At 69.6% G+C, this 24,056-nt stretch carries 18 protein-coding genes; 5 read left to right on the forward strand and 13 right to left on the reverse strand.

Translation table 11 applies throughout. The features are described 5' to 3' along the window. Nucleotides 1–156 precede the first annotated feature (156 nt). The 5 genes from ACFYR3_RS39130 (at nucleotide 157) to ACFYR3_RS39150 (ending at nucleotide 7,101) form a co-directional block, all read left to right on the forward strand. Nucleotides 157–2,550 (forward strand): thioester reductase domain-containing protein, encoded by a 2,394-nt coding sequence (locus tag ACFYR3_RS39130; protein WP_389286832.1) that lies wholly within the window; start codon nucleotides 157–159, stop codon nucleotides 2,548–2,550. Beyond that, nucleotides 2,547–3,683 (forward strand): alpha/beta fold hydrolase, encoded by a 1,137-nt coding sequence (locus tag ACFYR3_RS39135; RefSeq protein WP_355854363.1) that lies wholly within the window; start codon nucleotides 2,547–2,549, stop codon nucleotides 3,681–3,683. The genes ACFYR3_RS39130 and ACFYR3_RS39135 overlap by 4 nt, the downstream gene beginning before the upstream one ends. Before the next feature lie 93 nt (nucleotides 3,684–3,776). Beyond that, a complete protein-coding gene (locus tag ACFYR3_RS39140) occupies nucleotides 3,777–4,556 on the forward strand; it encodes an alpha/beta fold hydrolase (RefSeq protein WP_355854361.1) in 780 nt (259 codons plus the stop codon). Between the two features lie 404 nt (nucleotides 4,557–4,960). After that, nucleotides 4,961–5,359: a nuclear transport factor 2 family protein gene (locus tag ACFYR3_RS39145; RefSeq protein ID WP_355854358.1), complete on the forward strand. Its 399-nt coding sequence runs from the start codon at nucleotides 4,961–4,963 to the stop codon at nucleotides 5,357–5,359. Nucleotides 5,360–6,828: 1,469 nt separating this feature from the next. Further along, entirely contained in the window at nucleotides 6,829–7,101 is a 273-nt protein-coding gene (locus ACFYR3_RS39150) for a hypothetical protein (protein WP_389286834.1), read from the forward strand. Between the two features lie 77 nt (nucleotides 7,102–7,178). On the opposite strand, the gene ACFYR3_RS39155 is transcribed toward ACFYR3_RS39150, so the two are convergent. From ACFYR3_RS39155 to ACFYR3_RS39215, 13 genes are all read right to left on the reverse strand, one after another. Next, the gene (locus ACFYR3_RS39155; protein ID WP_389286836.1) at nucleotides 7,179–8,576 is read right to left on the reverse strand and encodes a DUF6519 domain-containing protein; all 1,398 of its coding nucleotides are present in this window, start codon (nucleotides 8,574–8,576) and stop codon (nucleotides 7,179–7,181) included. A gap of 79 nt (nucleotides 8,577–8,655) precedes the next feature. Beyond that, the gene (locus ACFYR3_RS39160; RefSeq protein ID WP_389286838.1) at nucleotides 8,656–10,791 is read right to left on the reverse strand and encodes a hypothetical protein; all 2,136 of its coding nucleotides are present in this window, start codon (nucleotides 10,789–10,791) and stop codon (nucleotides 8,656–8,658) included. Beyond that, nucleotides 10,788–13,982: a putative baseplate assembly protein gene (locus ACFYR3_RS39165; RefSeq protein WP_389286840.1), complete on the reverse strand. Its 3,195-nt coding sequence runs from the start codon at nucleotides 13,980–13,982 to the stop codon at nucleotides 10,788–10,790. Before ACFYR3_RS39165 ends, ACFYR3_RS39160 begins: the two co-directional genes overlap by 4 nt. Then, nucleotides 13,979–16,828, reverse strand: coding sequence for a putative baseplate assembly protein (locus ACFYR3_RS39170; RefSeq protein WP_389286842.1), 2,850 nt, complete (start codon nucleotides 16,826–16,828; stop codon nucleotides 13,979–13,981). The genes ACFYR3_RS39165 and ACFYR3_RS39170 overlap by 4 nt, the downstream gene beginning before the upstream one ends. Next, nucleotides 16,825–17,187, reverse strand: a complete 363-nt coding sequence (locus ACFYR3_RS39175) for a GPW/gp25 family protein (protein WP_355854408.1) — start codon at nucleotides 17,185–17,187, stop codon at nucleotides 16,825–16,827. The genes ACFYR3_RS39170 and ACFYR3_RS39175 overlap by 4 nt, the downstream gene beginning before the upstream one ends. A gap of 5 nt (nucleotides 17,188–17,192) precedes the next feature. Then, nucleotides 17,193–17,540 (reverse strand): hypothetical protein, encoded by a 348-nt coding sequence (locus ACFYR3_RS39180; RefSeq protein WP_389286844.1) that lies wholly within the window; start codon nucleotides 17,538–17,540, stop codon nucleotides 17,193–17,195. 10 nt (nucleotides 17,541–17,550) lie between these two features. Beyond that, complete coding sequence (locus ACFYR3_RS39185; RefSeq protein WP_355854337.1) at nucleotides 17,551–18,093, reverse strand: phage baseplate assembly protein V; 543 nt, start codon at nucleotides 18,091–18,093, stop codon at nucleotides 17,551–17,553. Further along, nucleotides 18,090–19,211: a hypothetical protein gene (locus ACFYR3_RS39190; protein WP_355854334.1), complete on the reverse strand. Its 1,122-nt coding sequence runs from the start codon at nucleotides 19,209–19,211 to the stop codon at nucleotides 18,090–18,092. Before ACFYR3_RS39190 ends, ACFYR3_RS39185 begins: the two co-directional genes overlap by 4 nt. Further along, complete coding sequence (locus tag ACFYR3_RS39195) at nucleotides 19,208–19,540, reverse strand: LysM domain-containing protein (RefSeq protein ID WP_355854331.1); 333 nt, start codon at nucleotides 19,538–19,540, stop codon at nucleotides 19,208–19,210. Before ACFYR3_RS39195 ends, ACFYR3_RS39190 begins: the two co-directional genes overlap by 4 nt. 29 nt (nucleotides 19,541–19,569) lie before the next feature. After that, entirely contained in the window at nucleotides 19,570–20,211 is a 642-nt protein-coding gene (locus ACFYR3_RS39200; RefSeq protein ID WP_355854328.1) for a hypothetical protein, read from the reverse strand. A 151-nt stretch (nucleotides 20,212–20,362) separates the two neighbouring features. Then, nucleotides 20,363–20,620 (reverse strand): hypothetical protein, encoded by a 258-nt coding sequence (locus ACFYR3_RS39205; RefSeq protein ID WP_355854325.1) that lies wholly within the window; start codon nucleotides 20,618–20,620, stop codon nucleotides 20,363–20,365. Continuing rightward, a complete protein-coding gene (locus ACFYR3_RS39210) occupies nucleotides 20,617–22,683 on the reverse strand; it encodes an ATP-binding protein (protein ID WP_389286847.1) in 2,067 nt (688 codons plus the stop codon). Before ACFYR3_RS39210 ends, ACFYR3_RS39205 begins: the two co-directional genes overlap by 4 nt. After that, a complete protein-coding gene (locus tag ACFYR3_RS39215) occupies nucleotides 22,680–23,873 on the reverse strand; it encodes a DUF4255 domain-containing protein (protein WP_355854319.1) in 1,194 nt (397 codons plus the stop codon). Before ACFYR3_RS39215 ends, ACFYR3_RS39210 begins: the two co-directional genes overlap by 4 nt. Between the last annotated feature and the right edge of the window lie 183 nt (nucleotides 23,874–24,056).

Consider the following 24,056-nt stretch of genomic DNA (forward strand, 5'->3'; position numbering starts at 1 on the left):
GCGTCCCGTACCCGCACGGACGCCGTGCCGTTCGGTGCGGGTGCGGGTGCGGGTGCCGCCACGGGGTCGGGTGCCGGTGCTGGTGGCGACACCGGTACCGGGACCGACCGTGGTGTTGGCGGCCCGCCCGCCCCCGCGGCACCCGACGCGGACGCCTTGGCCGTTGTCGTCGCCACGGCGGCCGGTGCCTTCGTGCCCGGAGGGCAGCTGTCGCCCGACACCGACTTCTTCGACGCCGGGGGCACCTCCGTGGGCGCCGTGGAACTTGTCGCGACGCTGGAGGACGAGCTGGGCATGGAGATCGACCTCGACGAGGTGTTCGCCGATGCCCGGCCGCGCAGCCTCGCCCTTCGCTGGCTGGCGACCGGGGGTGCCACGGCGACCCTGCCGGCCCCGGGTGTGCCGATAGCCGCGACGGCCGCATGGACCCCGACCCCGGCCCCGGCGACCAACACGATCGGCACCACACAGGTCCCGGACACCTTCCTGGTCCCCGCCCCTGCTCCCGTCCCGGGGTCCAGCCCTGCTCCCGTCCCGGGGTCCAGCCCTGCTCCCGTCCCGGGGTCCAGCCCTGCTCCCGTCCCGGGGTCCAGCCCTGCTCCCGCCCCGGGTTCCAGCCCAGCCCCCGCCACGGACACCCCATCCATCCCGTCGCCCCGCGTCCCGCCCGGGGCGACGGTCACCGCCCGGACCACCGGGGGCAGCACCCCGTACGCCACGGCCCGTCCCGAAGACCTCGACCAGATCCTGGCCGACCTCTCCCTGGCCGACCGCCTGCCCTGGACCGGCTCGCCCGAGCCCCTGCCGCCCCGCCGGATCCTGCTCACCGGCGCCACCGGCTTCCTAGGCAGCCATCTGCTTCTCGATCTACTCAGGCACAGTGACGCGCATGTCCACTGCCTGGTTCGCGCGGCCGACGAGGAGGCAGCGACAGCTCGCCTCGGCGAGGCGCTGAAGAGCCACCGGCTGCCCTGGTCGTCGGAGATCCGCCGCCGGGTGACGGTGCTCCCCGGCGACATCAGGCGTCCGCACCTAGGCCTGTCCGACGACGTCTGGAACAAGCTCGCCCACGATGTGGACAGCGTTGTGGGCGTGGCGGCAGCCGTGGACTTCCTGCGTGGCTACCAGTCGCTGCGGCAGAGCAACGTCATCGGCGCGCTGACCCTGGCCGAACTGGCGGCGACCGGCCCGCCCAAGCCGCTGCACCACATCTCCTCGATCGCGGTCTTCAACGAGGTCGGCATCGCCTCCATGGGCGAGGACGACCCGCTCGCCCACGTCGACCGCCTCGTCGCGGGCTACGATCAGACGAAATGGGCCGCCGAGGTCGCCCTGCGGCGGGCCCGCGACCACGGCCTGATCGTCACCGCGATGCGCCCGGGAGGCATCGGAGGCCACACCCGTACCGGCGCCCACAACCCGCAGGACCTCAGCAGCGGCCTCATCTCGGCCTTCGGCCGCTTCCGCACGGTGCCCGCCTTCCACCGTCTGAACGCGGCCCCGGTGGACTGGGTGAGCCGGGTCGCGGCAGGCGTCATCTGCGAACCCGACGCCTGGGGATTCGACTACAACCTGACCGGCGTACCCAACACCCTCGACGACGTCGTACGGGACATGGCGTACGGCGGGATGCATGTGCGCGTACAGGACTGGGACGAGTGGCGCACCGACGCCCTGGCCCGTCTGGAGGCCGACCCGGTTCCCGAACTCAACTTCCTCACACGGGTGTTGCGAAGTCCCACCGCCCTCAAGTTGTGCGAGGCGACCCTGAAGGGGCCGGCGGCCACCGACGAACGCACCGCCGCGCTCGTCGAGGCGCTCGGGCTCCGCCCCGCGGTCCGCTACGACGCCCAGGCCCAGCTCAGGACGTTCGAGCGGCTCGCCCAGGACGGCCTGGCCCGGCTGCCCCACAAGGACGACCAGCCGTACCTGTGGTTCTCCGAGACGACCGACGGCGCCGTGGGCCCGGTCGGTGCCGACGCCGACACCCCCTGCTCCATGGCGCTGACCCTCTCCATCGCGAGCATGTACCAACTGGTGAAGGAGCGCCGGGTCGACGTCGGCGGCGAGCTGGTGTGCGCCGCGGCCCATCCCGCGCCGCTGCTCGTGGAACGCGGCGACGTCTGGATCCGCCCCGAGGAGGGCATCCCGCAGCGGCACGGGATGCGCCACCAACTCCTTCGCTACCGAATGACGTTGCGCGACGCCGATGGAGGCCGCTGGTGGCTGGAGGGCCACAAGTACGCCCGCGCCCGCCGTGACGTATGGCGGCAGACCCGCGCGCTGAGCGTCGAGATCGGCCGCGAGGGCGAACCGGCGAGCCTCGCGGGCGAGTTGGTCGTGCCCGCGGACAGCTACGTACGCGACCAGATCGACGGCATCAAGGTGGACCCGCGACTGACCGGCCAGGAGAAGCGCGCCGCCAAGCTGACCTGGCTCGCCTGGTTCGGCGTGGAGATGGGCCGCGGACTGCTCGGCCCCTTCGCCCGCGCCGCCGCGGACCTCCTCGACCTGCGCCGTACCCGGACCCCCTCGGAGCGCCACCGATGATCCTCAGAACCACCAACTCCCGCACCAGGCAGCCGATCCGCAAGGTCAGGACCGGCACGGCCCTGCGGCCGCTGCGCCACCGCCTCGACCCGGCTCGGGTCGAGGAGATCCCCTTCAGGGCCGGGGACGGCGTACGCCTCGGTCTCACCCGAGTCGACAGCGGCGATCAGGACCGGCCCGCCGTGCTGCTCCTGCACGGGCACACCGCGTCCGCCGACATGTTCCTGCTCCCCGAGACCCGGAACCTGGTCGACGTCCTGCTCGACGACGGCTACGAGCCCTGGCTGCTCGACTGGCGGGGCAGTTGCCGGCTCCCCTACAACGAGACCGGCCAGAGGTACACCTACGACGACGTCGCTCTCTACGACATCCCCGAAGCCGTCTCCCGTATCCGCGAACGCATCGGCGACCGGCCACTGTTCGTCGTCGCCCACTGCATCGGCTCCCTCACCCTTTCGCTGAGCATGACGGCGGGGCTGGTGCCCGGGCTCGCGGGCGTCGTCTCCCAGGGCGTGTTCCTGACGCCGAAGCTCGCGGGACGCACCTCGCTGCGGATGACGGTGGCGGGTGAGCTGCTGAAGAACCGGATCGACCACATCCCGGTCGACTTCCGCAAGGTGGGTCTCCGGTCGAAGTACACGCCCCTGTTCGCGCTGGCCTCCCGCGGGGCGGGCTGCCCGGACCCGACCTGCCAGATCCTCCACAACTCGGCCTGGGGTTCGGGCGCCTCGCTGTTCCTGCACGAGAACCTGTCCGACGCCACCCACGACCGGCTCGCCGAGCTCCTCGGGCCGGCGCCCCTGTGGATCCTGCCGCACCTGCGCCGTATCGAACTGGCCCGCAGCGTCGTCCGCTGGCACGACACCGACCACCGCTACCGGGCGCTGCCGCCCAACGCGCTGGACGCGGCTGCCCGCATCGACACCCCGGTGCTGCTGCTCGCGGGCAGCGAGAACGGACTGTGGCTGGACTCGCAGCAGCTCTGCCACGAGGTGCTGGCACATCGCCAGCCCCAGCTGGACGTGTCGTACACCGAGATCCCCGCCTACGGCCACCTGGACACGTTCCTGGGCCGGGGCGCCGCCCTCGACGTGTTCGGGCACATCCTCGAATTCCTCTCCGAACGACGGTGACGGCGGCCCCGCGCCCGGATACCGTACCGACCAGTAACCAAACCGGCCGGTGACCAGAACGACCGGCGACCAGACCGCACTCCAGGAGGCACCATGCCGCAGCTCGAAGTCGACGGCGCCGCGCTGACGTACGACGACGAGGGCCCCCGCGACGGTGACGGTGTGCCCCTGGTGTTCATCCACGGCTGGACGGCCGACCGGCACCGTTGGGACCACCAGATGGACCACTTCGCCCAGAAGCGGCGGGTCGTACGACTGGACCTGCGCGGGCACGGGGAGAGCGAGGGTTCGGGGCGGCGGACCGTGGCGGAGCTGGCCGGTGACGTTCTCGCCGTCCTCGACCACCTGGAGCTCGACCGGTTCATTCTCGTCGGCCACTCGATGGGCGGGATGATCGCGCAGACCCTGACGCTGGACCATCCCGAGCGGGTCGAGCGGCTGGTGCTGGTGAACTCGATCAGCAGGATGACGTACAGCCGGGGCAGAGGTCTGCTGATGGCGGTCTCGACTCTGGTGCCGTTCAAGCTGTTCGTGGCTACCAACATCCAGCGGGCCTTCGCTCCCGGCTACCCGCGCGAGAAGATCCGCGAGTACGTCCGGGCCTCCGGGGGCACACCGCGCGAGGTGGTCATGACGTGCTACGGCGCCATGCGGTCCTTCGACGTCCTCGACCGGCTCGGGGAGATCCGCACCCCCACGCTCCTGGTCCACGGCTACCACGACATCCAACTGCCCGTCTCGCAGATGCTGCGGATGGCGAAGGCCTACCCGGACGCCGTGGTGCGGATCGTGGACGCCGGCCACGAACTGCCTGTGGAGAAGCCGGCGGAACTCACCGCCGCCCTCGACCGGTTCGTGACCGACCAGCCGTAGCGGAGCCTTCGATACGGGCGGAAGCGGATACCCGCCGCCGGTCGGCCTGCACGATGGCGTACTGGCACAAGCGCAGTCCGTGCAGGTCGACACCGTCGTCCGGGTCGTCGCCATGGTGGTCATGCTGCGGCTCGCCAGATGCCGGTGGCACCGGTGGCCGCCCTTCATCCGGTCACTTCGCCCTTGCGCAGGGCTCGTAACACGATCATGGTGACCGGCTGTTGAGTCGTCTCCAGCAGATCCGTCCGCAGGCCAGGGAGACTGTGGCGTTGTGGAGGTCGAGCCGGCGTTGCCGGCGGACTGCGGAGGCGCTTGAACTGGTGCGCGATGGTCTGCCTCGACGGCATTCCGCGGTTTGTCGAGACCGGCGATGTCCGGCGCCCCTTCGTTGTTACTGTCGCGTCATGTCCAAGATCGAGATAGACGTGGTGACCGCCGAGTTCTTCGGTGCCTTTGACAACCGGGGTGGCAAGGCTGCTGACGTGGCCCGGATCCGCCGGCTGGTTCTTCCGGATGGCGTGATCGTCAAGACCGGCCCGGATTTCACGGTCTATACCGTGGACGAGTTCATCGAGCCTCGCCAGCGGCTGCTGACCGACGGCCGGCTGGTCGAGTTCTCCGAGTGGGAGACCTCTGAACGGACAGAGATCGCGGGCGATATCGCGTCGCGGTTCGGCGAGTACCGCAAGTCCGGGATCTTGGATGGTGAGCCGTTCGAGGGAGACGGGACCAAGACCATCCAGTTCGTCCGCACCTCAGAGGGCTGGCGGATCGCAGCGGTTGCCTGGTACGACCAGCCCTGACCGCGGGGCGGTCCGGCTGCGGCTTATCAGCTCGGGTTGATGTGGTGCACCACATCGCGCTCAATCATCCTCGTTGGACACGGCATATCGAGCACCTTGACAGCCGGGTTCCCCCCGCACCCGGGAACGTGGACACTCCTTGCCACTTATGAACCCCTCGACGTGCTCGACGCCAACCACGCCGAACGGCTCGGCGGCCTGATTGAGGCACTCGGCGTCTCGCCACGCGGCAGGTCATGGGCCGCAACGGTGAGGTGATTTCGGTCCCGGAGGCGACGCCGAAGGACGGACGAGTGAGCCACGTGCTAGGGCTCACCCCGAGGACGTGGCGCCGGTGGATTGACGTCGGCCTACGCGGCCACACCCGCAGCGGAGCATCACAGCCGGGCTGGGTGGAACGGCTGGAGGACCGGAACGTGGCCTAGCTGCGGCCGCTGATGTCCTCGGCCCTGCGGTGTGGCGAGGGCGGATCGCTGCTGACTTTCGAGTTGCCGCTGCGGCGGCTGAACGGGGCGGGTACGACCGCCGAAAGGTCGCCGCGGCGGTGACCAGGTCGACGCGACCGCGGACGTACTACGTCGCCGCTGACGCGCTCGGCGACGTCGAGGCGTACGTCGACTCTTCGCGGGCGTGGATGGTCCGCATGGCCCAGCTTCTGGGCCGCTACGAGCGGCTCCTGCAGCCAATACGTCGGTGTTCGATGAACTCGGGGTGCGGAGGCCCCTGGGCTGTTGGTCGACGGACGCGATCTAGTCAGGGAGGCTGCGGGTTCTGACGTGGCATTTCATCGAGCCGGTGCCGGCTGCCGAGGTTCGGGGTGCTCAGGTTGCGGCCCGTTGCACCCCGCGTGAGCATCGTAAGTGCAGAGCTTTAGTCGGAAACCCTCGTTTGTTTTGGGCACCTGGTGTCCGAAAGAGGAGAGGCCCGGGTCCCCGGGCCATGGTCTGCGAACGGGATGCAGTGACGGCGTCCGGTGGTGCAGTGTCGCCTCCGGGCGCCGTGCCCAGGCCGCGCTGACGCTGCCCCCAGTGCTCTGAGGATGCCGTGGTAGACCTTCGTTGGCCCTTCTGTTTCCTATGCAATGGCCTTCAATTCAGAACACCGGCTTCCCGTTCCAGGCCCGACCAAGTAACCCAATCGGTTTCTGTGACTGCGTCATTTTAGGGACTAAACGGATGGGCTGCGAAGACTGTGGTAGCGAGCAAGAACCCCCGGAAGGGGTGCACACGTGCCCTCGCTGTGGTGGCCGATTCGACCGTTCGGATTCATATGAAGAGCCCGAGCCCGATCCGGTGCCGCCTCCCCCCATGCCTCCCCCTCCCCCTCCCCCTCCCCCTCCCCCTCCTCCGATAGTCGACTCTCCTAGGCCCTCGGCGAGCGGAATTGTCGAGGGAACGGTCCGAAATGTCCAGACTCGGACGGAGGGTGGGGGCGGAGATTCGGCTAGTACGTTCGTTATGAATTTCCGGGTGGAGGAATACGCCGAAACCACCGATCGGGTGAGGCTCGTGCCGGTCGAGATGAGAGGGTTCACATTCGAGGGCTCGGTGGCTGACGGTGACCGGGTTCGCGCAAGTGGCCGGATGCGATCCGGGACGTTGCGCGTGAAGAAACTCCATAATCTGACGACCGGCGCGGACGTCTCTGCCAAGCAGACATCGAAAATCGCATGTGCCTTCGTCATTGTCTTTTTTGTGGCCTTGGCCGTCTTCGCGTTTGTCATGGCACACCAACACGCTTGAGGGTCGAGAAGGGCGCCAACCGAGAGGCCATCGACCGACCCGTGGGCTTTCCAGTGGTTGTGCGGAATCTCCTGCGGTCACTGCCGTCGATGAGGGAACGGCACCCGCAGATCCACCATGTGGTAGTCGGTGGAGTCCTGGGGCAGTACGACCGCCAGGGGCGCGTAGTGATAGTCGATGCCGTGCGGTCGCTTCGGCTGAGGTCGGCCGTTGAGCCCGGTGGGCCACTCGACGTCACCGGTGACGACCCGGACCGGAATCGTCCAATAGTCGCCCCGGCGGTACTGCGGGGCCCGCTCGACGTCTCCCTCGAACCGGACTTCGATGCCGTCCTCGAGCGGAAGCCACGTGCCTTCCCTGATGTGCTGGGTGCCCTCGCTGTTCACGCCCGAGTAGGTGCCGCCGTCCCTCTGCTCCCGCCCTGCCGTCCCGTGGTCCCAGCGGCGTAGGAGCGGGTGACGTCCGGGGATCGTTCCGGCGTCCGGCTGGTACCGATCCTGGGCCGGCTCGTCGTCGAGGACGACCTTGCGCCTGGCTTGGTCGATCTCCTTGACGGTGTAGAGGCGGGGGCATTCGTCCTCCCACGCGTCGGCAGCGGCCCGGGAAACGGAGGCGTCGTCGACGATCTCGACCACGTCGTCGATTTCGAGCCCCAGTTTGTCGTCCCGGCCCAGCGTCTCCAACTCGATCGACGCACCGCTGACCGCCCTGATCGGCAGAATGACCGAGCCGTTCTCCCGGGACCACTTGAACGTCGCGGTATCGGCGGTACCGCCTTGGTGGACCTCGACCCGGTACAGCTGATTCTCCGGCCCGCGATAGCCGGACTGGGGCGGCAGGTCGCAGGGCGTGCTGTTGCCCTCGGGGTTGCGGACGCGGGCGGAGAGCAGGGGGCGAGGCCTGAACCTTCGACTGATCTGGTCGCGCAGGAACTGCGGTCCGCTCGTCATGTCGGGAATGAAGGATTCAGAGTTCAGAGACATCCAGCACAGCTGCCAGACCACCCGGGTGCGGACCGTCGTGTCCGGGCCGTGGAGCCCCAGAGCGACCTCGCGAATGCGGGGCGCTTCGACGGCCGTGACCAGACGCTCCCAGACCCGCAGGTAGACCATGAACGGGCTTGTCGGTAGCTGGTCGCGCTCCCGCCCTGGGTCGAGGTACCCGTCCGGCTGGCTCCAGTAGTCGGTGCCGTCGCATTCGCAGAGGATTCCGTCGACGTAGATCCGGCCCGGCGTCACGGTGAAGTTGTCCCCGTCGAACGTGTCGAGGCAGAACCCACCAGTGCTGTGACCGCCCGGGCCGGAGGGAAACGCGGCCGGCCCGAGCAAGTCGGCGGCCAGGGTGCGCATGTAGTGCAGGAGGATCGCTGTCTGCTCGTTGATCTCGGAGTCGAGCTGCACCCGTCCTTGCTGGGAAAGGACGGCCGAGAACCGTTGGGTCGGGTCGAAGGTGACCCGCGAGAAGTCTCCCTGCATGCTGTTGTGCTCCCTGACTGAACGACGCTGGCATTGGTGGACGATGACGGAGGGTCGGCTCGCCGCCGGGGCGGCGCTCTCAAGTGGCGAAGAAGACTCCCGCGTTGCATCCGGCGGGGGTGTATTCGGCGAGGCGGGCGTACAGGTTGTCCTGACGCTGCGGACGGAACAGGTCGTGGAATGCCCCCGGCTCCGACCCGTCTTCCGCTGCGCGCCTGATCTCCTCGGCGCAGTTGTCGGCGAGTTGGACGTAGTCGGGTGTGCCGTACCGGGTGCCGGCGAACTTCAGGACGACGTGGTCCGGGTCGCCCGAGTGCTCGGGCTGGCAGTACAAACGGCGTGGAGTACGGGAGTCGGGCGGCAGCCAGCAGAAGCGCACACGGCCTTGTGTCTGCCGGGCGATCTGGACGTCCCCGTCCAGCAGACAGTTCTCCAGCGTGCCGACGGCACGCGTGTGGACCGAGCCGATGACGGTGGTGCGCCGTGCCGTGAGGACGGCGTGTGCGTATCGGTCCTGCGGACCGGCCAGCGCTGCGCGCTCCCGGTGGGTGGCGTCGAGCACGGTGTCGGAGAGGAAGAGCCGGCTGGGTTCGGTGGTTTCCTCGTCCTGGACGACGACGATGCTACCGAGGATGCTGTGCTCGACCTCGACGCAGACCGGCGTGTCGATCAGTTCCAAGGCTGCCTCTTCGGGCGCCCGTGGCAGGCCACGCGGGTCGAGGTCCCAGCCGGGCACGAACGTGCAGTGCCGGATCATGAGTTGTCCCACTTTGCCCCGGAGCTGGATGCTGCCCCCGGTGACCATGAGGCCGTCGAGGACGATGCGGGGCAGCGGTCCCTCGCCCCGCCTGGTGCCGGTGATCCGCAGGGCGGCGTCGCGGTTCTCTGACGGGTCGAGCAGTGCGAGCACCGGTCGCGCACCGTCGTCGGCGCGTAGGGTGAGATGGTCTCCTGGTTCGAGAAGGATGTCCGTGAGGTCGTGATGGATGTCGTTCCCGGTGATTTCGACGATCGCTTCGGCAGGTGAGGGCCGGTGCCGTTTATCGGCGCGCCAGCGTTCGATCGCGTCGGTGATCCGGTGATGCGCCTCGCCCGGACCTACCCGGTAGCGAGCGACGGTGGGGCCCACGGCGTTGCCCGGACGGGGGTATTCGCCGCCGCCGAAGTCGCCGGCGAACGCGTGATGATAGGTCACCCGGACGCCTCGCTCCAGGTTCGTTTGCTCGGGAAACATGATGCGTCCGAGAACCGGGTCGAGGGCCACCTGTCCGGGGAGTGGGGAGTAGCTCCACTCGGACAGGTCTGTGGACACGATGCGGTCGAGGGGTACTACGTCACTGTCGGGGTCCGGTCCGGTCCATACGCACAGGCTCTTGAGCGGGCCGTAGTAGTCGTAGAGCCGTTCGGTCAGGGCCCTGCGCCGGATGGGCGCCGGGACGTTCATCTCGTCCGCGACATGGCAGGCCGATGGTTCGGGAACCGGCTTGGTGAACAGCTGGGTGTCGTTGCCCAGGATGCTGAAGGTGTAGCACGATCCGGCCTGGTCCACGCAGGACGCTGGGGCCCGGGTCACCGCATGGGCCCGCAGGCGCCATACGTGGAGGCCGACACCCGGGATGCCGTAGTGGCCCACGCGGCGGGTGGAGTCGGTGCGGGGGACCTCGACGGTGTGGGCCAGTTCGTCGAACGGCCCGTCGATTCGGTCCAGGACGTCGATACGGCGCAGGTCGACCAGGCCGCCGCGGCGCAGGCGCCGCCGTGCGTCGTGGTCCTCGGTGGCGTAGCGGCGGATCGGCTGGGTGACGGCGAGCAGACGGCGGTATTCGACCGCCCGGCTGGGCCAGTCCGCCACGTCGGCGGCGAGGTCCTCGAGCAGGGCGAGGGTGCCTTTGCGGCGGCGGTTGGCGACGGTGTTCGCGACCTCTCTGCGGGGCACGGCTGCGGCGAGCAGCCCGTCCGCCGCTGCGGAGCCGTCGGAGAGGGCGGCGGTCGTCCCCGGCAGCGTGCGGTAGCCGACGAGGTCGCCGAGGTAGGGCACCACCCAGTCCTCGCAGGTCTCGATGAACCAGTTGTCGTGGAGCTGCTCGATGTCGTCCTGGACGATGCGAGCCTGTTCGGCGATGACCGAGAGGAGCTCGTACAGCCTGCTGCCCTGGTCCGCGTCGAGCCTGCGGTGGAGGGCGGGCAACAGCGCGTACAACTGGTCGGGATTCATGGGATCCTCCGCAGGACGAGGGTCTCTGGCAGCGACGGATCGAGGAGTACGAGCTCGGCGGGGCGCAGGGCGCGCCGCACCACCATCGGGGAGCCGGGATCTGGGGAGATGCCGTCGGGATTCAGCAGGGCGAGTTGCTGTTCCGTGAGTCCGTTCACCGCGGCCACCGATGCTGTCGTTTCCCCGGGGGCCGGTGTGTAGAAGGAGTCGCGGTATCCCGCGGGGTGGCCGGGTACGCAGGGGGCGGCCGTGAGTTCTTGGGCGAATCGGATGACGCCGGCCGCGTCGACGTCGTCCCCGACACCGCCGAAGGCGTCGACATCCACGAAGTCGACTCCGGGGACAGTCTGCGCGGCGGCGATGGCGGCGCTGAGGAAGACCGGCTGGGCCAGCTCTGCCGCGGCGAATCCCAGCCGGGCCGTGAGGGCGTCCCGGACCGCCTGTTCGACCATGTCCCGCGAGTGGTCGGGCAATGTCCGGACGCCGAGTGACAGGACGAGCCGTACCCGTTCGCAGGCTTCCACGCGCACCGGCAGCGCCGGATCACCGTACTGGCTCAGGGCCGACTGGAGGGCGTCCAGGAGCAGTGAGCCCGCGTCGAGGGGGGCGTCGCCGGCGGCGGCGATCGTGACGTGCACGAGCTGGCGGGTGCCGTCGGGGCAGCGGCGCGCGGCGGCTTTGCCGACGCCGGCGAACGCCAGAGCGAAGTCCTCGTAGTCGCGGACCGACACCAGTCGGTCGAGGGCGCTGAGCCGCAAGGGGACACAGCGGCGGGCCTCTTCGCGGCCGTCGGCGTCCGTGCCTCCGGTGGCGGGCAGTGGGTTGGTCACGCCGCTGACTCCAAGGGGCCTGCTGACCACGTGGTTGACCTGTCCCGCCGCGACATTGGCGGAGCTGCCTCCACCGATGCGGTAGTGGGCCGTGACGTTCTCCGCACCGGTCGGAAGTCGGGAGCCGTGGCGGCCGTCGCCGAATTCGACGGCCGCCGTGCCGTCGACACCGAGGCGCAGTCGGTAGGCGGGAGTGGCCGGGTCGGCCTCGGTCAGATCGGCCATCCGTGGCCAGGCCACACCGGCGACCCGGACGGTCAGGGTCTCCTTTGAGCCGTCGGTCGTGCGGGCGGGGAGCCAGGTGAGGGGCCGTTGACGCAGTGGGAAGATCTGGCCCGCCTGCGTGGCGTCACCGCTGCCGAGGATCTCGGTTCGGGTCTCACCCGCGGTCGCGAACACGACATTGCCATGAATGAGCACGGTGTCCCGGCGATAGCGGTAGGCGAGTTTTGTGGTCAGAGCGAGCGTGCTGCGGCTGGAAGGGGTTGCGTCGAGTCCTTGACGCACTCCGCCGAGCATGACGAGTTCGACGCCCGGGACTCCGGAGACCTTCGGGATGTCGGTGCGTTCCCCGGAGACGATCAGCCAGCGACCGGGAGTCAGTCCCTCGTAGGTGCCGGCGAGTTGGATCTCGTCACCGGTGAGCTCGGAGGTGTCCGGGGGATCTGCGAGGTGAAGCGTCTCGCCGGCGGCCCAGACGGTCGTGGCGCGTCGTGCGGGAAGGTCGTCGGGATCTTCGGTCCACGGTCCGGCGAGTTGCAGACGGGTCACCCTTGCGGCGTAGTGCTCGTCGGCGACGGCGAGTTGCGCGACGGCGGTCACCTGAATGATCCGGGTCTTCGTCCGGTCGTCCGTCTGCCGCACGGCGATCCAGCTGCCGGGCAGGATCATGTCGTACACCGCGTCCAGCAGGAGAACGTTCCCCTCCTCGGCAGAGCGCTCCTGTTCGGGCCCTTCGGAGGAATCTGCGGTCCTGAGGAGCCGTCTGACCCGTGCCGCGTCAGGGATCGTCGCCCCGAGGGGAGCTGCCTTCACGCGGAAGCACTGGACGCCCGACGGATCGGCGGCGGTGGCCGAGACGGTGCTCAGGGCACGGTAGAGCGTTTCGGTGAGCCGGGGGTTGCTCGCGGTGAGCAGACGCGACATGGAGTCGGACTGCGGGCTGAAGAGGGCGGTGACGGGGGTGGCCATCTCACTGGGATTGCGAGGAGGCCGTGACGGGGACTTTTCGAGCGCATGCAGGACCTGACGGCCCAGGTTCACGGCACCGACGAAGGGTTCCCCGTCCGAGAGGGTCGAGGAGTGCTTGCCGGCGGCGTCCGTGGGTGAGCCCGTCACCGCCTCGGCGGCGGTCCGGACGGCCGCGACCCGGGCGGTGACCTTGTTCAGCAGGTCGGCCGCGTGCGCCGTGTCGGCCTGGGCCCCGGAGAGCCGCTCGCGGAACTCCTGCAGTTTGTCGTCGAGTGTTGCGGCCAGTGCGTCCGGATCGCGGAGGATGTCGCCGGCGTGCAGGACTTCGCGCAACCCTCTCAGGAAGTCCTCGAACGGTTTGGCCGGTAGCGGTTTCCGTGTCGCTCTGTCCACGTCCTCGCGAAAGGCCTGTACTTCGCGGTTCAACTGCTGGACGGGGCCCGGCGCCCTGAGGAGTACGGTGGTGCGCGCGCGGGACGGGTCCAGTCGAGTGCTCTCCACGAGACGGGTGATGTTCCGACTGGGGTCGCCGAACGTGAAGAGCAGACGGTCGCCCGCGCCGAGGTTGGGCTGCAGGCCCTCGAGTTCGAGCGACGGCATGGTCGCCGCGGCATCGGGATCGATCGACGCGGAGGCGGTCGCACGGACCGGAAACTGGTTCCATTCGGCGCGGGCGTTGAGATCCTCCGCGGTCTCGAAGATCTGGGGCAGTCCACCGGGCGGCGGGGCGCTCTTGACCTGGGATCCGGCCGGGATGGTGCAGCGGGTGCCGGCATCGAGGGTGTAGGCGAGGAACGTGCCTGCGGCGAGTGGGGGACGAGGTCGGTGGCCGACCAGCCGTCCGAGCCTGACCAGGGACTCCTGCTCGGTCGCGGTGCGCAGGTATCCCTCGTTGGCGATCCGTTCCTGATAGAAGGTCAGGACGTCGGCGATCAGGGCCCAGCCCTCCACCAGGGCGATGGAGGGATCGTTGGGCTCACGGGTGGTCAGCTGGGCGAGTGACGCGTGATGGGTGCTGGACAACCCGGCGAGCATCGACCTCAGGAACTGGTCGTAGGTACCAACGCGGTACCGCAGCTGGGGCAGGGCGGGCCGGTTCCAGACCTGTGTCGGAGTGGTGGTCGGCCGGGGGCTCGGGCAACTGCCGCAGAGGCAGGCCGGGGGGCTCATCGCCCTCCTCGCAGGTCGAGGGTCACCCAGCCGTTCTCCGGCCGGGTGGAGTCGCCGTCGAGCCGGGCGATCTCCAGGGGACGCAGCCTGAGCACGCCGGAGGGCGGGACATCCGGGCCCGGACTCGCCCCGTCGTTCGTGAGACGGTGCAGACGGCGCAGCCGGGTCACCTCGGCGTGGCGGACGCCGGGAATCGCGGCCGCTGCGGCGACCAGCGCACTCGTCCGTACCGGCGTGCCGAAGGTGAGGGCGTCGGGATCGAAGAAGCCCAGTCCACCGTCGGGTTGCGGGCCGGGGCGCAGGGCCCGCAGCAGGGCTTGGCGGACATGACCGGCGATGTGATCGGGGTCGACGAAGACGGTGAGGGCGACGTCGAGGGGCACCTGAAGGGCAGGCCCGGTGACCACGTCATGGCCGATGCGGCGAAACCTGTGCAGGGACAGCCGCACCTCCTCCGACAGTCTGTGCGGCAGGTCGGACGTGCCCTCGGCGTCGAGTGCGACGTCCGCCTCGTACCAGCTTCCTGTCCAGCGCAGGGTGGCGGCGGCCCGTTGTACTCCGGGGTGACGGGCGCCGAGGGTCTGGTAGTCCTCGGCGGTGACGGCCCGCAGCAGTTTGCGCAACGGCTCGCGCGGTGCTGCCAGCCGCACGTGCGCGACGGGTTCGGGGTCGGTGCCACCGGTCGCGGGCAACGGATTGCGAACCCGGACGACGGCGTCCAGCAGGGTGGAGCGGGACGCGATCCTGTTGATGGCTTCGCTGCCGACGTTGCCGGCCCGGCCGTGGCCGGTGCGGTAGGAGGCCAGCAGGTTCTGTCCCGGAGGCGGTGCGGTTCCGTTCCGGCCGTCTCCGAACCTGAGGTTCAGCTGACCCTGGTCATCGGTCTCGCCCACCACATGGCGGTCGCGAGGGCCGCTGGCCAGCAGGTCGCGGCGTGGCGTCCAGGCATCGGTCCCGCCGTCGGTGTCCGCGGCCCAGATCCGTACGGCGGGCAGGGCCTCGCGCGGGTCGGGACGCAGGGCGGCGCCCGCCGGACCGTGCAGTGCGGGGTTGTCCGGGTCGATCAACCAGGCGGCGTCCTCGCCCCAGGTCTGTGCGAGTTCCCAGCCGGTGTCGGCAGGCTCGAGCACATAGCCGGACCGGGCCTGTCGGGCCAGCGCTTCGAGCCGGCGGAGTTTGGGATCCAGGTACTCGTCGAAGCGCGAGAGCAGCCGGGCGAGGTCGAACCTGGAACCGTCCTCGTCGCTCACCCTGGCGAGGAGGCCCGCCTCGAACAGCGTTTCCAGGAAGGCGCGGTCGGCTGCGGACAGGGAGGCACCCGAGCGGTGCATGCCGCTCAGCCGTTCCCGGGCGCGGGCGGCCAGCCGTGACAGCTGTCGGTGTTGCCCGGCGCAGACGTCTGCGGGGCGTGGGTAGGGCGCGCACCAGGTGACCTGCGCACCGGTCAGCGGCGCCGCGAAGTGACGGGTGGTGGGGGCGGGGTCCGAACCGGGGCACCTTTGCTCGGGGCCGCGCCCGGCGGGTCCATCGATCGTTTGGGGCCCACTGCCGGGGACCCACGTGTTCTCGATGCCGTGCTCCACCAGAACCGTGTTCCCGCGGGCCACGGCGACGTTCTTCGGCTCATGGTCCGGTCCGCAGCGAGTGGTGACACACAAGGGGAACGCCAGGGCGTCCTGGTGAGCCCATTCGACATCGAGAACCTTGGTCTTGTAGAGCACGTCGATGCCCTGGGTGACCCGGGTGAGGCGGACGGCCTGGCGGTGAGTGGGGTCGCGGTCCGCCTCACTGCCGGTCCAGGGGTCCAGGTTCTCCTCGAACACAATCACATCGCCGGGGGCGAGCAGCAGCGGGCGGTCCTCGCCTTTCCCGTCCGGTCGCTGGTCCAGCAGTGTGGCCCGGGTGGTGCCGACGGGCAGCCGGCACTCCTGATCGCCCCAGGTCCACAGGCCGATGCTGTTGTGTTCGTGGCGCAGCACGATGTCCCGGCGTTCCAGCGGTCGGTACACGGGGGTGTGGCCGGCCGCAAGCAGCTCGGCCGGGATCTGCGCGCCCGTCTGCGGGATGTGGCCCGGGGGGAAGGCGGTGAAGGCGAGATCGTCGGGCTGCAGGGTCAGCCGGCCGCTGGTCTCGACGCAGACGAAGGTGCGGGCCGCACAGCCGTCGTGCATCGGATAGTCGACCAGGCGGGCATGGCGTCGTACGGAGGTGCGCAGCCGTGCCGTGTCAAGGTACGCCTCGGTGGCCACCGCGTCCTGCTGATAGCTGAGCTGGTCGCCGACGTGGGCGAGGAGTTCGACGATGGTGACGCCGATGTCGGGTGCGCGCCGCTCCGTCCATTCCGGCATGGTGAGGGCGAGTCGTTCGAGCAGCAGACGGCGAAAGCTTGCGTAGTCCTTGGCCAGGTAGTCGATGGCCGGTGCCGGGGGGATCTCCGGCGGAGCGGTGCCGCCGGCCGGGGCGCGGGCCGCAGTCTCGGGGTCGGCCTGTTGGAAGGAGAACTCGAAGCAGTCGTAGCAGCGGTCGAAGCCGTGCCCGAGTGCACGGAGCCGGTAGGTGGACCCGTCGCCCGGCCCCTCGAGCTCCACGGTCAGGGAGGTCGCCGGGGCGTCCCCGGACTCGGGGTCGGCCGGGCCAGTGACGGAGACGACCCGGATGCCGTTGCCCCGCCGTCCGCCCTCGACACGGAAACTGTGCTGGTCCAGCCGCTCTGGGAGCCTGCCGAAGAAGAGGACGCTGAGACTGCGTCGGTCGGCGCCGACCGAGACGCTCTCGATGCCGGCCAGCCCGGCAGCCCGTACGGCGGCGCGTCGCGGCTCGTCGTCACAGAGCTGACGGGCGCTCATGACGAGGTCCCTCCGCGCATGAGCACGGTGTGACTCTCCCCGGTGGCTGCCAGAACGTAGTTCACGGAAACGGTCAGGGCCGACTCCTCGGTCCTGACGGCCAAGGACTCGACGGTGAGCAGGTCGCCGAGCCAGCGCTGCAGGGCAGCCTGCGCGGTCATCTCGACGGCCGCCGCAAGTTCCGGGCCGTTCTGGGCGAATACGAGGTCGAGCAGACCGCAGCCGAAGTCCGGTCGGTTCACGCGTTCACCGGGGGTGGTGAAGAGCACCTGCTCGACCATGTCGCGGACGTGGTCGGCGTGTTGGGTCGTCGCGGTCCGACCGCTCGCGTCGACGTTGTAAGGGAAGTCGATGTGCATCGCGCTCACGTCCCCCGCACCCGAAGCTGCATGGCCTGGACCATGGGCGGGCTGGGCGGCGTACCGACACCGACGCCCGCGCCGCAGCTCGGGGGCGGTGTCGGCTGGAGCAGCACCGGTAGCCCGTTGACCAGTAACCGGGTGGAGGTCTGGGTCCACCGGATACTTGTACAGGGCGGCGCCCCCAGGGAGGCCGCAGGGAAGCCGCAGCCCAGGACGAGGAAGGTGTCCGCTGTCGTGGCGACGGGTTGCGTGCCGACGAGCACCCGCTGCTGGGCGGGTGCCGGGGGGTTCGCGGACCCCTGGTGCGCGCACGACATAGTGGCACCGCTGTGGAGAATCAGTCCGGGCATCTCGTCCTCCTCACTGCACTGTCAGCGCTTCGCCGTTGATGCACACCCGGTTTCCCTCGAGCTTGATGCTCGCGCGCCCGGGGCCCGTACCGCACGAGATCTCGATGGACGTCTCGTTGATCTTGATGAACGGGCCGATGGCGCCGTGGAGTTGCAAAGTGATGGCCCCGCCACCGGTCGGCCCGCTCTTGTCACTGATGACCAGGGCGTTCTGGGAGGGTGTGGCGAGCACGATCTGCGGTACCCCCGGCGGGGTGGACTTTGCCGCGGGCGGCACCTCGCCCGCCCCGCCTCGCCAAAAGCCGGTCCACACAGCTTTGCTGAGGTCGCCTTCGAGGAACTGCAGCCACACCCCGGAATTCTGCAGCGGCACGACGTACATGCCGCTGGCCGTCCCCGCCACCGGAGACAGCGGCGTGGCCCAGATGCACGGGTCGTCCCCGAGCACCTCCGACACACGCACCAGCAGGCGCCCCATGCCGGTGGTGTCCACGTTGGACACCACCACCCCCTGATAGAGGCCGTGCCATTTCTTCACGGACTGAGCCGTCACGGGATCACCACCGGTGTGTTGGAGACGAGAGCGTCTCGGGTGAGGGTGAAGCTCTGTTTGTACGCGCCGCGGGCGATGTCGTGCGTGACACTGCGCACGTAGTAGAGGCCGTCGTAGGTCAGGCCCGCGCCGCGTACCCCCACGAGGTTGCGAGCGCTGAGCACGTGTCCGTAGCGCAGTACGTCGAGTCTGCCCTGACCGGTGACGGCTTCGGCGGACTTGGCGGTACGGCTCAGCCCCCACAGCAGAGTCTCCGTGAGCGACCGGCCGGTCTGTCCGGGCAGTGGTTCCTCGCGCAGAGCCGGCGCCGGCCGCAGAGCCAGGGGTGGGTGGAGAAGACTGACGTCGGGTACCGGTACGGGTACTTCGACCTTGGTGACGGGTTCGAGACGTCGGGCCGTGTACCGGGTGTGGGACAGTCCGTCCAAGCCGAAGCTCAGGGCTTCGACGTTGCCCGCCGTCCCGGAGTCGACCGTGAGTGCCGGCTGCGGCAGACCCACACGGACCTCCGGACCCCAGTAGGCGATGCTCACTCCTGGAGCGGGGCCAGGTTCGATGAAGAACACATAGCCGACCTCGTCGGCCAGCGAGCGGAGATAGGCGAGGTCGGTGGCGGACTGGACCGGGACCTCGATCGCCGGGTTCGGAAGGCTGCTGATCACCGGCGGGACGGCCAGCGGGACGATCCCGTACTGCGCGTATCCGGCGCACACCAGCATCACCCGCAGGTGGTGCGGAAGGCCCGGATAGCAGCGCTCGACGTGCCGGAGGTCCATGAGCAGCGACAGATCCTCGCCGGTCAGTGTGAGGGTGGAACTACCCGGGGTCTGACCGGGGTTCATCTCCTGACGGGTGATCACCCCGTCCATGAGGACATGCGGCAGGCCGGCGACCACGGCAACCACGACCACCCGGGTCTTGGGATCCAGCAGCCCCGTGGGCAGCATCACCTCGGTCAGGGGCGACCGCTTGCTCACGGCGAACACCAGCTGGAAACCGCTCGCCGAACCACTGGACGAGGTGACCTGAACCGACTGCAGGGCGTCGATGAGGGCAGGAGGAGCGGGCGCCGGCACCACCTTTCCCATGAGCAGCATCAGCTGGAGGCTGCGCGTCATGACGGGGCCGGGCCCATGGCCATGGGCAGGCTCCCCGGCACACCTGCCGGAAGAGCGATCCGCAGCCGACGACCGGGCACCGCCGTGAGATCGTCGGGCCGCATCGCCCCGTTGGCATCGGCGATCCGCCACGCCTGGTCCGGGTCGCCGTACTGCCTGGCCGCGATCCGGTCCAGCCGGTCGCCGGGTGCGACTACCTGAGCGCCGACGGACATGAGATCCCCCGGCTGCGGCAGGAACCGACGCCGCACATAGGTGACGGTCCGTCCGTCAGGCGTCGTCAAGGTCGCTGTGGCGATGCCGTGGTACCTGCTCGTGGGGTCGAACATTCCTGCCTCTCGGGGTCGTCCCGTCGCACTCAGATCCCGGTGTAGCCGACCGCTCCCGGGCCGTATCCGATCAGTGCAGCGAACCGCTCCTTGCTCTGCTGGTAACGGATGAAGAGGGCGCCCGCCTTGTGGGAGAAGCCGACGTCGTCGACGGTGAGGACGCGGACGGACAGACCGACCTTGGCTCTGATGGGATTCAGTTCTCCGTCGTAGGCCTCCTCCGTGACGGTGAAGTCCGTGATGCGTACGGGAACGACCCGGCGCCGACCGAGCACCAGCACCGTCAGCGGGGCTTCCACCGGGGCGATCTCCAACATTCCCCGCGACGCCATGTCATTCTCCTGCGCCAGCTGCGCACTGCTCGGACAGACCGCCGTCTCCAGCGCGGACAATGCCCCGAACAGCCCAGCACCTGCCATGGGCGCGGCGCCGGCCAGCGGCTTCAACTGATCCGCCGCATCGAACTCCGCGTCGATCTTGAACGTCTCGTGCGGCGGCCCCTTCAGCCGCAACGCCTCCAGCCGGTCCCCTGCCTCACCGCCGATTCCCTGCGGCTGGAGTGTGCGGGTGAGCGTGTCGGGGTTGTACTGAAACGGCGCCACCCGCAGGACTCGCCCCTGCTCGGGGTCGAGGAACACGAAGCCGCCGCGGGGCGGGGTGGGGGTGGTCACGAGGGGATAACCTGCTCTCCGGTCTCCTGCTGGAAGCGGGCGCGGCGCGGAACGTTCGCCCGGTCTTGCTGTCCCTCCGCGACCGAAGCCGAGCTACGGCCCGCCCGAAGTGGCGAGGCGGGCTGTGTGTCCGCTCGGTCAGCGCGTTCCTTCATTCCGCTCTCCCCGGCGGCAGGCGCAGGCTGCCGTGGACCGCCCGGGCGATATGGCGTCCGAAAGCGGCGGGATCCGCTGCGGCGGCGATCGTCGGCGGGGTGGCGCGGTGCAGGTGGTGGTCCTGGCGGGGGGCGACCGGGTCGCGGGACAGCAGGTCGCCGAGCTCGGATTCCAGGGCCGTACGGAGGACGGCGGTGTCGCCGGGGGCGATGCCGTCGAAGATGAGTCGTCCGATGTGCAGCTCGATTCTCATGCTGTCACCCCCGCAGCGCCGTCCCAGACGAAGTCGCCTTCGGACAGCGGCGTTTCCAGCTTGCGCAGTTCCGTCCGGGCGGCCGTCAGGACCGCCGCCATCCCGATCGCGGTACCGGCCGAGGCGGCGGCGAAGGCGGCATTGAGTGCGATGTTGCGGATCATTCCGCCACTCAGCGGCAGCCTGGCGAGGTGGTCCAGGTCCAGGGGGTCGACGGGGGCTGTTTCCGGGAAGACCCGCGCCCACATCTCGCGACGTTCCGTGGTGTCGGGGAAGGCGAAGGGGACGATGAATCGCAGCCGCCGCAGGAACGCGGTGTCCAGGGACCGCCGCAGGTTCGTGGCGAGGATCGCCAGCCCCTGGTATGCCTCCATTCGCTGCAGCAGATAGCTGACCTCGATGTTGGCGTACCGGTCGTGGGAGTCCTTGACCTGGCTGCGCTTGCCGAACAGCGCGTCCGCCTCGTCGAAGAAGAGGATGGCACCGCCGGGTTCGGCGGCGTCGAACAGCCGGCGCAGGTTCTTCTCCGTCTCGCCGATGTACTTGCTGACGGCCGCCGACAGATCGACTCGGTACAGGTCGAGATTCAGGTGCCGCGCGAGGACTTCGGCGGCCATCGTCTTGCCGGTACCGCTCGGACCGGTGAACAGGGCGCTGATGCCCAGTCCCCGGTTGTGTCGCTCTGCGAAACCCCAGTTCTGATAGACCGTGCAGCGCTGCGCCACCTGGTCGCCGATCTGCCGTAGCAGGGCGGCCTCCTGGGCGGGCAGCACGATGTCGTCCCAGTTCGCCTTCGGCTCCAGGCGCTGGGCCAGGGCGCCCAGGCGCGGCCGGGTGCGAGCCAGGCACGTGCGCCAGGCCGCGTCGGGGTCGGTGCCCGACGCGGTCGCGATCTCCTGGATCGCGGACAGGCCCAGCGCGAACTGGCCGGCCAGCCGGTCCGCGTCCGTCGAAGGGAACGCTGTCCTCCAGGCGGCTGCGCGTTCGGCGACCGGAGGGGGCGCGATGTCCACCCCGTGCGTCGGGGCGGGTACGTCGGGCCGCAACTCCCGGGTCGCGACGAAGCAGGGGCCGCCGCTTCGCTGCAGGAAGCGCCCGACCAGCCGGTCCCTCGCGTCGTCTGCCGTGCCGACGAGCTCGGTGTCGTCCGCGTCGAGGTAGAGGGCGAGCGGGAGCAGCAGGGCCTCCCGCTGCCAGAGCCTCGCGATGCTCTCGAGTTCTGCCGTCGGCTCGGGAAGCAGCCCGGTCGGCAGCCTGTACAGCAGCAGACCCAGCTGGGCGGCGGACTGCGCGGCGACCGACTGTTTGCTCTCGCTGTCGGCGCCGAGGAGCTGGATGACAGGCAGCCGGCCGCCGGTCCAGGAGGGTGTCGGCCGCCAGCAATCCGTGATCTCCGCCCCGGCGGGGTGCTGGGGCGGCGCAAGGCGACTTGGCGCGGCGTGCGACTCCACGGCTGTCAGGAAGGGCTCGAGGCGGTCGTCGAGGTAGTCCAGTCCTTTGACGTGGTTCACGATCCGCTCGTCGGCGCGCAGCGGGCTGGATACCAGAGGCTGTTCGGCCGTCCGGCCGATCTCCACGAGCCGCCAGAAACGCAGCCCGCGGTAGGGGGACATGATGTCCCAGGCGGGGTCGGGGAAGAGGGACAGAGCCAGTGCGAAGGTCGGGCCGGACGGCAGGGGACGGCCCTGGGCCTGGGCGCACAGGTCGGCGATCGAGGGGTCCAGCTCCTGGGCGACGCAGAGCAGCAGCGTGTGCCGTTCGAAGGGGGAGAGCTCGAGCAGACGGCCGAGACTGATCAGGGCAGGGGGAGGGTGAGCCTCGGCCGCGTGTTGCATGTCCTCCTCGGCGGCCTTCAGCTCTCCCTCGGCGACGGTAGTGGCGGCGGGTCCGGATCGCTGCTCGATGTACGCACGGAGGATCAACCGTAGCCATGCGAGCGCGGCGGACAGATACCGGTCGTTGTCCGCCTGCCAGCTGTCCTCCGGGTCCCGCGCCGATGTGGAGTTCGCCGTCCGCAGGGGGCCGGTAGGGATCTCGGGCTCGGACGCGGAAGTCGTCGTCATGTCACCACCACCGCTGTGTCGGCGGCGAACCGCGGCTGAGCGGAATTGGCATCCAGCAGAGGGCTGTCGACACCGTCGACCCGCAATCGCAGCGCGTACCGACCGGGTCGGGCATCGGCCACCCGGAAGCGGAGCGTACGGGTGGCCCGGTCGAACTGCTCTGCCGGCACCGGCAATTCCCCGACGAGCAATTCGACGCGCTGGTCGGGGTGCACCGAAGTTTCGCACGTCACCTCGACCGACGCAGTACCTCTGGCATCGCGCTCGACGGGCAACGGCAGGCTGCTCGTGATCCTCGGGGCGATGCTCACCGGGAGGGCCTTGGTGGCCTGCTCCCTTCCGTCGGGCGTCGTGAGCACCAGGGTCGCCGACCAGGTGCCCGCAGCGAGATCGTCGGGAAGAGGGGCACGTACTTCGGTGTCGCTGATCTTCCGGACGTCCTGGACAAGGCGGTTGCCGTGCAAGGGGTGTGTGAGACGAAGAGACGGGACACCGGAGTCGAGTCGTTGCCCTGTGAGGACCAGGTCGTGCCCGGGCAGCGTGACAGGGACGGTGATCGCGTCCAGCGCCGGCCGACGGCCGGCGGCACTGGCGGCGGCCTCGAGGCCTCGGCCGTCCTCGCCCCGGCGTACGACCGGCAGGGGAGCGCGCCCGGGCAGCGTGCTGTCGATCAGCACGACGCGGGCTTCGTAGGCGACCGAGGTGCGGTACTGGCTCTGGAACGCGGTCCACAGCTTGGAGTTGTCTTCTACGCCGAGCGGGACGTGAGTGATTCTCACCCGCTCGCCTTGCTGGTGGAGGTTGCTGAAGGGAGCGGCGGACTTGAGGTCGGCCGGACGGAGTTCGGGGTGGTCGAGCAAGGCCAGCATCGCGACGCAGAGGATGCGGTGGGCGGCTGAAGGGGCCGCGTCCCCGCTCGCGTACGGGGTGACCAGGTAGTGCAGGACCAGGGGGAGCATGGAGCGGCGGGTCTCACCGGGGCGCATGCCGTCAGGGTCGGCGTTGAGCCACCCACCGTCGATCGATGTCTGGTAGAGAAAGATGTTGAGTCCGGCGGCGGGGTGCTGTACGACCACTTCGTCAGGGGGTAGGGCGGTCACCATGATTCCGGGCACCACGCGGCCCACCGCGCCTTGCAGGATGGCGCGGAGAGTCTCCGTCACGGCGGCTACCGCGAAGGCGTCGCTCACGACCGCCCCCGGAGGTATTCATCGAGACTGAGCTGGGGCCGCCGGGGAGTTGAGCGGGGTGCGACGGCCGGAGGCGCGGCGGCTCGGACCTCGAGCCGGTCGATGGTGATGCGTACAACCGGTTCGGCGGTCATCGGTGTGCCATGCGCCCGCCCCTCCGTGGGCCGTGCGGTGGCGGCGATG

Origin of the sequence: Streptomyces sp. NPDC005784, assembly GCF_042871525.1 — a bacterium.
GTDB lineage: Bacteria > Actinomycetota > Actinomycetes > Streptomycetales > Streptomycetaceae > Streptomyces.